The sequence below is a fragment of the Paraburkholderia sp. BGA-UO-ETr-F21 genome (assembly GCF_059567925.1).
Genome location: NZ_JCAQOY010000005.1, coordinates 253,624 through 266,361, shown reverse-complemented (window position 1 = coordinate 266,361; position 12,738 = coordinate 253,624). Strand labels below are relative to the sequence as shown.

General features: G+C 63.3%; 11 protein-coding genes. 2 read left to right on the top strand and 9 right to left on the bottom strand.

What is annotated here, in order from left to right; genetic code table 11:
• Positions 1-4: 4 nt before the first annotated feature.
• Positions 5-409, bottom strand: coding sequence for a MerR family transcriptional regulator (locus tag AC57B1_RS02735; protein ID WP_496416480.1), 405 nt, complete (start codon positions 407-409; stop codon positions 5-7).
• A gap of 187 nt (positions 410-596) precedes the next feature.
• Here AC57B1_RS02735 and AC57B1_RS02730 point away from each other — a divergent pair, with 187 nt between their 5' ends.
• Positions 597-1,670 carry an MBL fold metallo-hydrolase gene (locus AC57B1_RS02730; RefSeq protein WP_496416479.1) on the top strand — a complete coding sequence of 358 codons (1,074 nt, stop codon included), beginning with the start codon at positions 597-599 and terminating at the stop codon, positions 1,668-1,670.
• 78 nt (positions 1,671-1,748) lie between these two features.
• Here AC57B1_RS02730 and AC57B1_RS02725 read toward each other — a convergent pair whose 3' ends face one another.
• The 6 genes from AC57B1_RS02725 to argS all read right to left on the bottom strand — a co-directional run bounded on the left by AC57B1_RS02725 (position 1,749) and on the right by argS (position 8,695).
• Entirely contained in the window at positions 1,749-3,335 is a 1,587-nt protein-coding gene (locus AC57B1_RS02725) for an ABC transporter substrate-binding protein (RefSeq protein ID WP_496416478.1), read from the bottom strand.
• 261 nt (positions 3,336-3,596) lie between these two features.
• Entirely contained in the window at positions 3,597-4,415 is an 819-nt protein-coding gene (locus AC57B1_RS02720; protein WP_496416477.1) for a cobalamin-binding protein, read from the bottom strand.
• 3 nt (positions 4,416-4,418) lie between these two features.
• On the bottom strand, positions 4,419-5,198 hold the full coding sequence (locus tag AC57B1_RS02715; RefSeq protein ID WP_091796938.1) for an SDR family oxidoreductase: 780 nt from the start codon (positions 5,196-5,198) through the stop codon (positions 4,419-4,421).
• A gap of 15 nt (positions 5,199-5,213) precedes the next feature.
• Entirely contained in the window at positions 5,214-5,852 is a 639-nt protein-coding gene (locus AC57B1_RS02710) for a thiol:disulfide interchange protein DsbA/DsbL (RefSeq protein ID WP_091800849.1), read from the bottom strand.
• Between the two features lie 172 nt (positions 5,853-6,024).
• A complete protein-coding gene (locus tag AC57B1_RS02705; RefSeq protein ID WP_496416476.1) occupies positions 6,025-6,843 on the bottom strand; it encodes an SPOR domain-containing protein in 819 nt (272 codons plus the stop codon).
• Between the two features lie 61 nt (positions 6,844-6,904).
• The gene (gene argS, locus AC57B1_RS02700; RefSeq protein ID WP_091796934.1) at positions 6,905-8,695 is read right to left on the bottom strand and encodes an arginine--tRNA ligase; all 1,791 of its coding nucleotides are present in this window, start codon (positions 8,693-8,695) and stop codon (positions 6,905-6,907) included.
• Positions 8,696-9,143: 448 nt separating this feature from the next.
• On the opposite strand from argS, the gene AC57B1_RS02695 reads away from it, so the two are divergent.
• Positions 9,144-9,470 carry a DUF1840 domain-containing protein gene (locus AC57B1_RS02695; RefSeq protein ID WP_496416475.1) on the top strand — a complete coding sequence of 109 codons (327 nt, stop codon included), beginning with the start codon at positions 9,144-9,146 and terminating at the stop codon, positions 9,468-9,470.
• Between the two features lie 141 nt (positions 9,471-9,611).
• Here AC57B1_RS02695 and AC57B1_RS02690 read toward each other — a convergent pair whose 3' ends face one another.
• Together AC57B1_RS02690 and metH are read right to left on the bottom strand one after the other, a co-directional pair.
• On the bottom strand, positions 9,612-9,821 hold the full coding sequence (locus AC57B1_RS02690) for an acid-shock protein (RefSeq protein WP_091796930.1): 210 nt from the start codon (positions 9,819-9,821) through the stop codon (positions 9,612-9,614).
• Positions 9,822-10,003: 182 nt separating this feature from the next.
• Entirely contained in the window at positions 10,004-12,721 is a 2,718-nt protein-coding gene (gene metH, locus AC57B1_RS02685; protein WP_496416474.1) for a methionine synthase, read from the bottom strand.
• Between the last annotated feature and the right edge of the window lie 17 nt (positions 12,722-12,738).

Below are 12,738 nucleotides of genomic sequence, written 5' to 3'. Positions count from 1 at the left end.
TGGTTCATGCCGGCTTGGTTTCGCGTGCGCCGGTCGCGAGCAGCGCCCGCGCCTGCGTTTCATATTGCGCGAGGTCTTCGAGCGTCGCGTTCAGGTCTTCCAGTTGACGCTCCAGCACTTCGCGATGACGCGCCACCGTGGCGAGGAACGCATGCAATTGCGGCACCGTGTCGGTCGGCGACTCGTACACGTCCAGCAGATCGCGAATTTCCGACAACGTGAAGCCGAGCCGTTTGCCGCGCAATGTGAGCTTCAGACGCGTTCGGTCGCGGCCGGAATACACGCGCCGCAAGCCGCTCGATCCTTCCCGGCTCGGTGAGAGTAAACCCTGATCTTCGTAGAAGCGGATCGCGCGCGGCGTGACGTCGAATTCCCGCGCGAGCTCGGTGATCGTGTATTGCGTGTTCATCGGGGCATTCCGTGGCCAGGCAGAAAATCGGATTGAACGATAGAATCAACGTTTACGTTATCGTCAACTTGAGCTGAACGCAACCAGGCGCAGTACGGCCGCAGTACGGCGCCAGCACGCCGCAACCACGCTATCCGGCATCGCATACCTCGCCATGCCGGACGGCCGACGGAGGAAGACACCCACAATGAATGCACTCGAACACCAACTCGACTACCCGTTCAACGATGCGTTGCCGGACGCGGGCCACGCCATGGAAGTCTCGCCAGGCGTTTTCTGGCTGCGCATGCCGCTGCCCTTCGCGCTGGATCACATCAACCTCTGGCTGTTACGCGACGAGATCGACGGGCAGCAGGGTTGGACCGTGGTGGACTGCGGGATCACCTCGGACACGATCAAGGAGAACTGGGAAAAGGTGTTCGACTCGGTGCTCGGCGGCCTGCCGGTGCTGCGTGTGATCGTCACGCATTGCCATCCCGATCACATTGGCCTTGCACACTGGATTTGCGCGGGCGGCGACAAAAAGCGCTGGGACGTGCGATTGTGGACGACGCTCGGCGAATACATGCAGGCCCGCGTGATGGCTGCGGGCGACGGTTCGAATGCGGGCGGCGAAGGTGCCGCGCGGCACTTCGCGCGGCACGGTGTGACCGACGAGGAATCGCTCGAGAAACTGCGCAATCGCAAGAGCTATTACTCGAGCCTCGTGCCGGCGATTCCTGGCCAGTATCGGCGCTTGCGCGAAGCGGACGGCGTGAAGATCGGCGGCAAAACGTGGCGCGTGGTGACCGGCTTCGGTCATTCGCCCGAACACTGCGCGTTGTTCTGCGAGGAGACCGGCGTGCTGATTTCCGGTGACATGGTGCTGCCGCGCATTTCGACCAACGTGTCGGTGTTCGATATGGAGCCGGAAGGCTCGCCGCTTGCGCTCTATCTGGAGTCGCTCGGTCGCTACGAGACGATGCCGGAAGAGACGCTGGTGCTGCCGTCGCATGGCAAGCCGTTTCGCGGCGTGCGCACGCGTATCCGGCAATTGCGTGAGCATCATGATGCGCGTCTGGCGGAAGTGCGCGAGGCATGCGCGGAAAAACCGCAAAGCGCTGCGGATATCGTGCCGCTCATGTTCAAGCGTCAGCTCGACATTCATCAGATGACGTTTGCGATGGGCGAAGCGCTGGCGCACTTGCATCTGCTGTGGCTGGCGGGGGAGTTGAAGCGTGAGCAGGATGCGGATGGGGTGATTCGGTTTTCGCCGGCGTGATTGCGGTGGCGTGCAGATGAAAAAGCCCGGTGCTTACGCAACCGGGCTTTTTCTCGCGCGCTGCAGACGCAGAAGCGATTACTGCACCGACACCGTCCCGAAGTTCTGCCGTCCAAACGGACTTACGTGATAACCGCTCACGTTCGTGCGCGTGATGGCCGCCGCAGTGGGATAGCCGAGCGGAATCCACAGCGCCTGATCGTGAATGACCTGCTGCGCCTGTTCGTACGCTTTCGCGCGCTTCGCCTGATCCGGCGTCGCCTTGCCGTCGGCAATCAGTTTGTCCAGATCCTGATCGCAGAAGCGCGCGAAGTTGATGCCCGACTTGACCGCGTTGCAACTGAATAGCGGCGACAGGTAGTTGTCCGGATCGCCGTTGTCGCCCGCCCAGCCCATGAATAGCGAATCATGCTGGCCTTGCTTGGCCTCCTTGATCAGCTCACCCCATTCGATCACCTTCACCTCGGCCTTCACGCCGATCTTCGCGAAGTCGGCTTGCAGCAGTTCCGCGCCGGCCTTCGGATTCGGGTTCAGCACGCTGCCGTTCGGACGCACCCAGATCGTCGTTTCGAAGCCGTTCGGATAGCCCGCGTCGGCGAGGAGTTTCTTCGCCTTTGCCGGGTCGTACGGCCACGCCTTAACGGACTTGTTGTAGCTCCATGTGTTCGGCGGATACGGGTTCACGGCCGCCGTTGCCGTATTGTCGAACACGGTCTTCAGATACGTGGTGCGGTCGAACGCCATGTTGAGCGCGGCGCGCACCTTCTGGTTGTCGAGCGGCTTCTTCTGCGTGTTCAACGCGACGAACGCCGTCATGAAGGCGGGCGTCTGCACGATGGCGAGCGACTTGTCGCCCTTCGCGTCGGCGAGATCCTGCGGCTTCGGCGACAAGGCGATCTGGCATTCGCCGGTTTTCACCTTCTGCGCGCGCACCGTGGCGTCCGGCGTGATCGCGTAGATCAAACGGTCGATCTTCGGTTTTGGACCCCAGTAGGCAGGATTCACGTCATAGCGGATCACGGCGTCTTTCGTATAGCTCTTCAGCTCGAACGGACCCGTGCCGATCGGTTTCGAATTCAGATCGGCCTGCTTGCCGGCCTTGAGCAACTGGTCGGCATATTCAGCCGAATAGATCGAGGCGAAACCCATTGTCAGGATCGACACGAAAGTTGCGTCGGGCGCGTTCAGCTCGAACTTGACGGTGTTGTCGTCGACCTTGCTGATGGACTTGATGAGCTTCGGCAGGCCCATCGACTGCGCATGCGGGAAGCCGCTCGCGCCCGCCACCTTGTGCCACGGATTGCTGTCGTCGAGCATGCGCTCGAACGTGAAGACGACGTCGTCGGCGGTGAGCGGCCGGGTGGGCTTGAAGTAGTCGGTGGTCTGGAACTGCACGTTCGGGCGCAGATGGAACGTGTAAGTGAGGCCGTCGGCGCTCACGTCCCACTTGTCGGACAGCGCCGGCACGACTTTCTTCGCCGCCTCGTCGTACGAGACCAGCGAGTTGAAGATCACATCGGCCGACGCATTGGTCGTGACGAGCGAATTGAACTGCACGACATCGAAGCCGTCGGGGCTCGACTCGGTGCAGACGGTCAGCGGTTTGGCGAGCACGAGCGCGGGCGCCGTGAACAGTACGGCGGCTGCGAGCAGTTTGAAGCGCATAGGATCTCCCATAACAAGCGCAGTCAGGCAGTGCGTCTGGTTGTGTGGTTATATTCCGTTGACGAGAGCGACGGGCGGCCGTCCAGCGTAGCCGCCGTCTTCATTGTGATACGTTTCCGGCGCTGGCGCATGGGTTGGACAATGCCGCCCACATGCGCGCCGGCCTTCGCGAAAGCTTATCGAAGGGTGGTTGCGCCGACAACAACATAATCCGCATATTCATATGGAAGGTTGGCCGGCCTCGCGGCGCGGCGTCGACGCTCATGCCGCCGCTGCGCGCCGCAGCAGATAAGCGATACCTTCGATCGCACGCACGCCGTACCACGAGACCATTTCCCCATCGATCAACTCGATACGCTTGCCGGCCAGCCGCGCGTCGCGTTTCAGCGTGTCGCAATGGGCCTGCGTGAAGCGATACGGCTCACTGGAGAGCAGGATGCGATCGACGTGGGCAAGCCATGGCGCGGTGTCGAAATCGAGCGTTGGGTAACGTCCTGCGCCTTGCGCACCGCCTTGCACATCAGGGAGCGTGCGCCAGTTCACGAGTCGCAGCATCGCGGAGATATAGGTGTCGCGCGCCACGGTCATCCACGGCTCGCGCCAGATCAGATAGAGCACGTTTTGCGGCGCGAATGCGTGCGCAGCCGCTTCGTCTAGCCGGGCTTCGAGCGCTTCGCTCAGGCGCTGCGCTTCCCGCGTCCGATCGAAGATCGCGCCCAGCAGCGTGTAGAGCGCCAGATTGTCCCGCGGTGTCCGCGGATGCGTCACGACGATATGCGGCACGAACTCGCGCAGCTGCTCGACGGTATCGCGTTCGTTTTCGTCGATATTGACGATCAGATGAGTGGGACGCAACGCACGAATGGCGTCGAGCTTCACGGCCTTGGTGCCGCCGACCTTGCGGACCTCGCGCACCTTGTCGTGAGGATGCACGCAAAAGCCGGTGCGGCCGACAATCTGCCGGTCGAGACGGAGCGCGAACAGCAGTTCGGTGATGCTCGGCACCAGCGAGACGATGCGTGCCGCGGCGCCGGCGGGTTCGTGCGCGACGCCGGCTGCATCGACCGCACGGGGGTGCATGCCTTACTCGGCTTCTGTGGCGGCGCGCGGCTTGCGCGGCGCGCGTTCGAACGCGCGGTCGTAGAGCCAACGCGGCAGCACGTGCAGCAGCATGGCCACGATGCGCATCTGCCAGGGGAACACCGCGAACGCCGTTTGACGTTCGATCGCCTGCGCCACCTTCACCGCGAAACGGTCGGCGTCCATCAGGAACGGCATGGTGTACGGGTTGTGCTCGGTCATGGGCGTGCGGATATAGCCGGGCGCGATGGTGACCACGCCGACGTCATGCGGCCGCATTTCCACGCGCAACGCTTCGAGATACTTGAGCGCCGCCGATTTCGACGCGCTGTACGCGCCGGACCCAGGCAAGCCACGCACACTGGCGACGCTGGCGATACCCACCAGCGTGCCGCGTTTCGCGGCGATCATCGCGGCGGCGAACGGCTCGAAGGTGGCGACCATGCCGAAGTAATTGATATCCATCACTTCGCGAAAGGTGCGCAAATCGCCGTGGCCCGTGACCGCGCCGCGGCTGATGCCGGCGTTGGCGATCACGACGTCCGGCAAGCCGTGCCGCTCGATGAACTGCGCGGCCGCGTCGGCGAGCGCTTCGGCGTCGCGAACGTCAACGGAATAGATGGAGACGGTGTTCTGCGGATGGGACTGCTGGAACGCGGCGAGGGCGTCGCCGCGGCGGGCAACGAGGCCGAGAATCGCGCCGCGCCGCGCATATTCGGCGGCGAGCGCGAGGCCGATGCCACTCGAAGCGCCGGTAATGAAAACCTTCAGCGGTGAACTCATTCCGGCGCCTCTGCTTTACATCTTCTTGGCGCGGACTTGTGCGACCAGGTAGTCCAGCACCTGGAGCGTGCCCGGCAGGCTGTTGGTCGCGGCCGGGCCGGTTTCATACTTGCCCTGCACGGCCAGCGTCGGCACGCCGTCGATCTTGTAGTCTTCCAGCAGCTTCTTGTCTTTCTGCAGCGCGCTTTGCGTCGAGAACGAGTTGTACGCGTCCATATATTTCTTTGGATCGACGCCGTTCTTCGCGAGGAATTTGGCCTGATCTTCCGGCGTCAGCAGGTAGTTCTTGTTGACGTGGATTTCATTGAAGACCTTCGGCGTGAGCTGCGAGGCGAGGCCGAGTGCGTCCAGCGCGTGATACATCTTGGAATGCGGAATGAAGTCGTCGCGGAAGGCGACCGGTACGCGCTTGAACACCACGTCCGGGTTTTGCTTCTTCACCCACGTTTCGAGGTACGGGTCGAATTCGTTGCAGTGCGGGCAGCCGTACCAGAAGAATTCGGTGACTTCGATCTTGCCGGCGGGCACGTCGGTCGGCTGCGCCGTGGGCAGCACGGTGTAGTCCTTGCCCGACACCGGCGCGGCCGGCGATGCTTGCGCCGTGGCGGCAACGAGTCCCAGCGAGAGGAACAGAATGCTCAGCAGTTTTTTCATGTTGTGTTGACCCAAGTAGGCGTAAAACAGTGGCGCCACGCAAAAGCCCGCCACCGTCTTCAGATTTCGGCGTCGGACGGTTTCAGCCGTCCTTCGTGCTTGTGACACGCGCCGCGCGCCGATAGTTCGGCGGCGGCGCGTCCCGGCAAATCACCGTTTGTTTTTTGTTGGCTTATTGCTTCGTGAAGCGGATCACCGCGGTATCCACGCCCGCATCGGACAGACGCTGACGGCTCGAATTCATGTCTTCGAACTTTGAGAACGGCCCGATACGCACGCGGTAGTACGTGACGCCGCCGGCGTCGCGCTGCGTGACCTTCGATTCGAAGCCCTGGAAGGCGAGACGCGCACGCTGCTGTTCGGCGTCCGCCGCGGTCTTATAGGCGCCGACTTGCAGGAAGTAGCCAGTGTTCGCGTCGCCCGCTGCCGGCGCCGCGCCCGAACCGGGCTTGGCGTTGGCGGCGGTGGCCGGCGAGCCGCTCTTCGGCGCGGAACCTGCCGCGGTGGCGGCCGGCGCGCTGGAAGCTTGCGGCTTCTTAGCCGGCGTGGCGGCCGTGCCGTTGCCGTTGTCCTGCGCGGGCTTCGGCGCAACCGCTGTGCCATTCGCATTGCCACTGTTGCCGTTAGCCGGTGGCACTTCGACGATTTGCGGCTCTTCCAGCATGCCCGACTGCGTCTGCGGGTTGGTCTGGCCCGGCGCCGTGTTCGGCGGCGCGGGTTGCGCGGCTTGCGGCACCGGCTGCCCCGGCGTCTTGCCTTGCAGCGGACGGTTCGGGTCGTATTGCGGCTGGCTCGCGCCGGCGTCGGACGCCGCGGGCGGCGCCACCTTCGAGACGAATGGCGTGGGCGCACGGGTGATATACAGCGCCACCACTACCGCGATCGCAAGGCCAACGATCAGGCCCAGCACGATGCCGAGAAAAGTCCCCCCGGTTTGTTTCGATTGCTTTGTTGTGCGGCGTGGTTTTGCCATCGTATGAATCACCTGCAAAAAGAATCCTGGAACGGCCGCCGATTATAACGACGGCCGCATGCATGTTGCGCCGGAGGACTTACATCTTGACGGGAGCGGAGACGCCGATCGTCGCGAGACCGTTGGCCAGCACCTGACGCGTGGCCGCGAGCAGCGCCACGCGTGCATTGCGCTCGGCCGCATCGTCGACCAGCACGCGTTCGGCACGGTCATTGTAGAACGAGTGGAATTCCCCGGCGAGGTCGCGCAGATAGAACGCGACCGCGTGCGGTGCGAGTTCGTCCGCAGCGTGTTGCAGCATGTCCGGGAATTCGGCGAGTTTGTTCAGCAGGGCCATCGCGCGTTCGCTGGTGAGCGGGGCGACGTCGACCTCCGCCAGCGTGCTTTCGTCCGTGCTGTAGCGTGCCTTGCATTCGGCGATCACCGAGCAGATCCGTGCATGCGCGTACTGCACGTAATGCACCGGGTTCTCGTCGTTCTGTTTCAACGCGAGGTCGATGTCGAACACGAATTCCGTGTCGGCTTTGCGCGAGATCAGGAAGAAGCGCACGGCGTCGCGACCGCGGCGGATCGTTTCCTCGTCGATCAGATCGACGGCGGCTTCCGAGCCCGGCGTCGCGCCGCCCGACCATTCGATCAGGTCGCGCACCGTCACGTAGCTGCCGGCGCGCTTGGAGATTTTCACCTCTTCCCCGTTGCGCATGACGGTGACCATCTTGTGCAGGATGTAGTCGGGATAGCCCTTCGGAATGCCGATGCCGAGACCCTGCAGGCCGGCGCGCACCCGCGCGATCGTGCCGTGGTGGTCCGAACCCTGAATGTTGATGACCTTGGTAAAGCCGCGTTCCCACTTGGCGACGTGATAGGCGACGTCCGGCACGAAGTACGTGTAGGTGCCGTCGGTCTTGCGCATCACGCGGTCTTTGTCGTCGCCGTCGTCCGTGGTGCGCAGCCACAGCGCGCCTTCCTGCTCGTAGGTCTTGCCGGCGGCGATCAGCGCCTCGACGGTTTTCTCGACCCGGCCTTCCTTATACAGCGACGACTCCAGGTAGTACTGGTCGAACTTCACGCCGAACGCCTGCAAGTCCATATCCTGCTCGCGGCGCAGATACGCCACGGCGAAGCGGCGGATCGCTTCGAGGTCTTCCACGTCGCGCGCGCCGGTGACTGGCTCGCCGTCGCTCGCGGCCACGGTGGCGCCGTTCAGATAGTCCTTCGCGATGTCGGCGATGTACTCGCCGTTGTACGCCGAAGCCGGCCAGCCTTCGTCGCCGGGGGCGAGGCCGCGGGCGCGCGCCTGGGTCGACAGGGCGAGCGTCTGGATCTGCACGCCGGCGTCGTTGTAATAGAACTCGCGGTGCACGTCCCAGCCTTGGCTAGCCAGCACGTTCGAGAGCGCGTCGCCGAGCGCGGCCTGGCGGCCGTGGCCGACGTGCAGCGGGCCGGTCGGGTTGGCCGAGACGAACTCGATCAGCACATGCTTGCCGGCGTCGCGTTGCGAACGGCCGAAGTGCTCTTTTTCAGCGAACACGGCGGCGATCACCGCCTGCTTGGCAGCGGCCGCGAGGCGCAGGTTGATGAAGCCCGGGCCCGCCACTTCAGCCGCTTCGATCAGGCCCTTGGCCTGCGGCTGCGCGAGCAGCGCGTCGACGATCTGTTGCGCCAGCTGGCGCGGATTGGCGCGCAGCGGCTTGGCGAGTTGCATCGCCACGTTGCAGGCGACGTCGCCGTGCGCGGCGACCTTGGGCCGCTCCAGCGTGATGGTGGGCGACACGAACGCGGCTTCGGTCGCGCCTTGCGAGGCAGTCGCGACCTGCTTCACCGTGTCGGCGAGCAGTGTTTCGAGGGTATGTTTATGTGCGGGCAGCATGCTTGTTGCGAGTCCAGTGAGGCAATCCGGTGATGCGGAAGAGGCGCCGGCCGCGCGGCAGGCGCGACCGGTTCGTCAGAAGCGTGGAAAGCGGCCTGCACCCGCCGCGGCGCGTCGGGCGCAATGGGTGCGGCATCAGGCACGTTGCCTGCAACGCGTTAAGCGCGGTGCGCGGCGACAGGCCGTGGCATGGGCTGCCGCGGCGGGCAGGGTATGAGGCGAGTTGCGGCCAACCGGCCCAGCCACGCCACTTTTGCTTCGCCGCGTGCGGCGCATTGCGGCACGCTTTTCCGTCCAGACGGATTTTAGCAGGTGCTAATATGTTCAATGAGATGCCCAGCAAGGGCCGTGGCCGCCACGCCTGATCGGCGAGCCAACGTAACGCGCGCCGGCGGTCGCCTTTGAGCCGCTCGCGCGCCAATCGAACATAACGAAAAAGGGAACAGTCATGCTGATTACTTTCAAATGCCACGCCTGCCCGGACGTGATGATGCTGGAAAATCTTGCGCAGTATCTGGTCGGTATCGTCGGCAAGCGGCTGGGTGAGCGCGGCGTCATCACTCACGACGAACTGGGCCCGGCCATTCAGAAACTCGAAGCAGCCATTTCCGTCGACAAACAGGAACGTGCCGAGCACGACGGCCATTTCCACGAAGGCGAAGACGGTCACGATCATCACGAGATTCCGCCGGGGCTTGCTCAACGCGCCTATCCGTTCCTTGACATGCTGCGCGCGGCGCAGAAAGAAAACGCGGATATCGTCTGGGGTCTCTGATCCCGCGCCGGTCCGCCGGCTGCTGCGCTCTGACGAGCCGCGGCGCTTCGCGGCGCGCACCCTGACGCACCAATGAAAAGAGCCCGCTTTCATGCGGGCTCTTTGTCGTTCAGCGATCCGGACCGGCCGCCGCCATGCTGCTTACTGGCTGGCGGCGTCCGCCGGAGCGGCCGCAGGAGCCGACGCACCTTTCTTCGCTTTCTGTTTCTTCGGTTTCTTGACGTGTTTCACCGTGGGCGGCGAATACGAACTGACCGAACTGGAACCGCCAGGCGCGGCGGGTTGGGCCAGCGCCACCGAGGCACCCAAAGCAAGCGAAACAGCGGTCAACAACAGCGTCAGCTTCTTCATACGATTTTCTCCGTTGACGATTGCAAATTAATGAGCCGACGCGTTTTGGCCGCGTCTGGCGGGGTCAAGCCGCCTCAGTCTACAAAGCCGAAAATTACGTTGCCGCAAATATTCAGTCTTTCTCGCCCGATATAGTGGGTTTCCCGCCACGCCTCGCCGCGCCTCGCTTTGCCGCTTCGCGCTCAGAGCAAAGGCGCCAGGGCCCGCTCCGCATCTGTCTTCGACAACGACATGCGCTTTGCGTAATCTTCCAACTGGTCTTGCCCGATCTTGCCGACCGAGAAATAGGTGCTGTCCGGATGCGCGAGATAGAAACCGGAGACGCTTGCCGCCGGCAACATGGCGAGCGATTCGGTCACGCTCATACCGATTTCGGTGGCGTGCAGCACGTCGAACATGTCGCGCTTCACCAGGTGATCCGGGCAAGCCGGATAGCCGGGCGCCGGGCGAATGCCACGGTACTTTTCCGCGATCAGGTCGTCGTTGGCGAGGGTTTCGTCGTTCGCGTAGCCCCACAGGTCGCGCCGCACGCGTGCGTGCAGCGCTTCGGCGAAGGCTTCGGCGAAACGGTCGGCGAGTGCCTTCAGCATGATCGCGGAGTAGTCGTCGTGGTCCTTTTCGAACTGCTTTTCCTTCACGTCGACACCCAGACCCGCCGTCACCGCGAACATGCCGATGTAGTCGGCCACGCCCGAGTCTTTCGGCGCGATGAAGTCGGCAAGCGAACGGTTCGGGCGCATCACGCCGTCGACCACCGGACGCACGCTTTGCTGGCGCAGATTGCGCCACGTGAGCGCGACTTCCGAGCGCGATTCGTCCGTGTAGATTTCGATGTCGTCGTCGTTCACCGTGTTGGCCGGCAATAGCGCGATCACGCCGTTCGCCTGCAGCCAGCGGCCCTGGATCAGGCGCGCGAGCATCGACTTGCCGTCCGAGAAAACACGCCGCGCCGATTCGCCCACGATCTCGTCGTTCAGAATGGCCGGATACGGGCCGGCCAGATCCCACGTCTGGAAGAACGGACCCCAGTCGATATAGTTCGCCAGCTCGCTCAGATCGAAGTTCTTGAACACGCGGCGGCCGATGAACTTCGGCTTGACCGGCTGATAGCTCGCCCAGTCGATCCTGGTCTTGTTGGCGCGGGCTTCGGCCAGCGTGACCATGGGCTGCGCTTTCTTGTTGGCGTGCTGGTCGCGGATCCGGTCGTAATCGGACTTGAGTTCGTCGAGGTACTTGGCTGCGCCTTCGTCGGACAGCAGGCTCGACGCCACGGACACCGAGCGCGAAGCGTCCGGCACGTAGACCACCGGCCCTTCGTAATGCGGCGCGATCTTCACGGCAGTGTGCACGCGCGAGGTGGTGGCGCCGCCGATCAGGAGCGGAATCTTCTTGATACGGAAGTAGTCGTCGCGTTGCATTTCCGACGCGACGTAGGCCATCTCTTCGAGGCTCGGTGTGATCAGCCCGGAGAGACCGATGATGTCGGCGCCTTCGACCTTCGCCTTGGCGAGAATGTCGTTGCACGGGACCATCACGCCCATGTTGACCACTTCGAAGTTATTGCACTGAAGCACCACCGAGACGATATTCTTGCCGATATCGTGCACGTCGCCCTTCACCGTGGCGATGACGATCTTGCCCTTCGCGCGCACGTCGGCGCCGGCTTCAGCGAGCTGCTTCTTTTCTTCTTCGATGTACGGAATCAGATGCGCGACGGCCTGCTTCATGACGCGCGCCGACTTCACCACTTGCGGCAGGAACATCTTGCCCTGACTGAACAGGTCGCCGACGATGTTCATGCCGTCCATCAACGGCCCTTCGATCACGTTGATCGGGCGGCCGCCTTCGGCCGCGATCTTCGCGCGAACTTCCTCGGTGTCTTCGACGATGAAGTTGGTGATGCCGTGCACGAGCGCGTGCGACAGACGTTTCTCGACCGGCTGGTTGCGCCACTCGAGATTCTCTTCCTTCTTCGCGGCGCCGGTCTTGAACTTGTCGGCGATTTCGAGCAGCCGGTCGGTGCCGTCTTCACGGCGGTTCAGCACGACGTCTTCAACCCGTTCGCGCAACTCCGGATCGAGGTCGGCATACACGCCGAGCTGGCCCGCGTTGACGATGCCCATGTCCATGCCCGCCTGGATCGCATGGTAGAGGAACACGGTGTGGATCGCCTCGCGCACCGGGTCATTGCCGCGGAACGAGAACGACACGTTCGACACGCCGCCGCTCACCTTGGCGTATGGCAGGTTCTGCTTGATCCAGCGCGTCGCGTTGATGAAGTCGACGGCGTAATTGTTGTGCTCTTCGATGCCGGTTGCGATCGCGAAGATGTTCGGATCGAAGATGATGTCTTCCGGCGGGAAGCCGACTTCGTTCACCAGGAAGTCGTACGAGCGCTTGCAGATCTGCGTCTTGCGCTCGAAGGTGTCGGCCTGGCCCTGTTCGTCGAATGCCATCACCACCGCGGCCGCGCCGTAGCGGCGAATCAGGTTGGCGTGGTGGCGAAACGCCTCTTCGCCTTCCTTCAGCGAGATCGAGTTGACGATCGCCTTGCCTTGCACGCACTTCAAACCCGCTTCGATCACGTCCCATTTCGACGAGTCGATCATGATCGGCACGCGCGCGATATCCGGTTCCGATGCGATCAGATTCATGAAGCGCACCATCGCCGCTTTCGAATCGAGCATCGCCTCGTCCATGTTGACGTCGATGATCTGCGCGCCGTTCTCGACCTGCTGGCGCGCGACCGCGACCGCCTCGTCGAACTGGTCGTTCAGGATCATGCGCGCAAACGCCTTCGAGCCGGTTACGTTGGTGCGTTCACCGACGTTGATGAAGAGCGTCCCGGACGTGACGTTGAACGGTTCGAGGCCGGCAAGGCGCAAGGTGTGATCGGTCATGGCGTATGTGCTCGATT

Coding starts and splice junctions, on each gene's coding strand:
- AC57B1_RS02735 (WP_496416480.1), bottom strand. CDS start 409: ATGAACACGCAATACACGATCACCGAGCTCGCGCGGGAATTCGACGTC.
- AC57B1_RS02730 (WP_496416479.1), top strand. CDS start 597: ATGAATGCACTCGAACACCAACTCGACTACCCGTTCAACGATGCGTTG.
- AC57B1_RS02725 (WP_496416478.1), bottom strand. CDS start 3,335: ATGCGCTTCAAACTGCTCGCAGCCGCCGTACTGTTCACGGCGCCCGCG.
- AC57B1_RS02720 (WP_496416477.1), bottom strand. CDS start 4,415: ATGCACCCCCGTGCGGTCGATGCAGCCGGCGTCGCGCACGAACCCGCC.
- AC57B1_RS02715 (WP_091796938.1), bottom strand. CDS start 5,198: ATGAGTTCACCGCTGAAGGTTTTCATTACCGGCGCTTCGAGTGGCATC.
- AC57B1_RS02710 (WP_091800849.1), bottom strand. CDS start 5,852: ATGAAAAAACTGCTGAGCATTCTGTTCCTCTCGCTGGGACTCGTTGCC.
- argS (WP_091796934.1), bottom strand. CDS start 8,695: ATGCTGCCCGCACATAAACATACCCTCGAAACACTGCTCGCCGACACG.
- AC57B1_RS02695 (WP_496416475.1), top strand. CDS start 9,144: ATGCTGATTACTTTCAAATGCCACGCCTGCCCGGACGTGATGATGCTG.
- AC57B1_RS02690 (WP_091796930.1), bottom strand. CDS start 9,821: ATGAAGAAGCTGACGCTGTTGTTGACCGCTGTTTCGCTTGCTTTGGGT.
- metH (WP_496416474.1), bottom strand. CDS start 12,721: ATGACCGATCACACCTTGCGCCTTGCCGGCCTCGAACCGTTCAACGTC.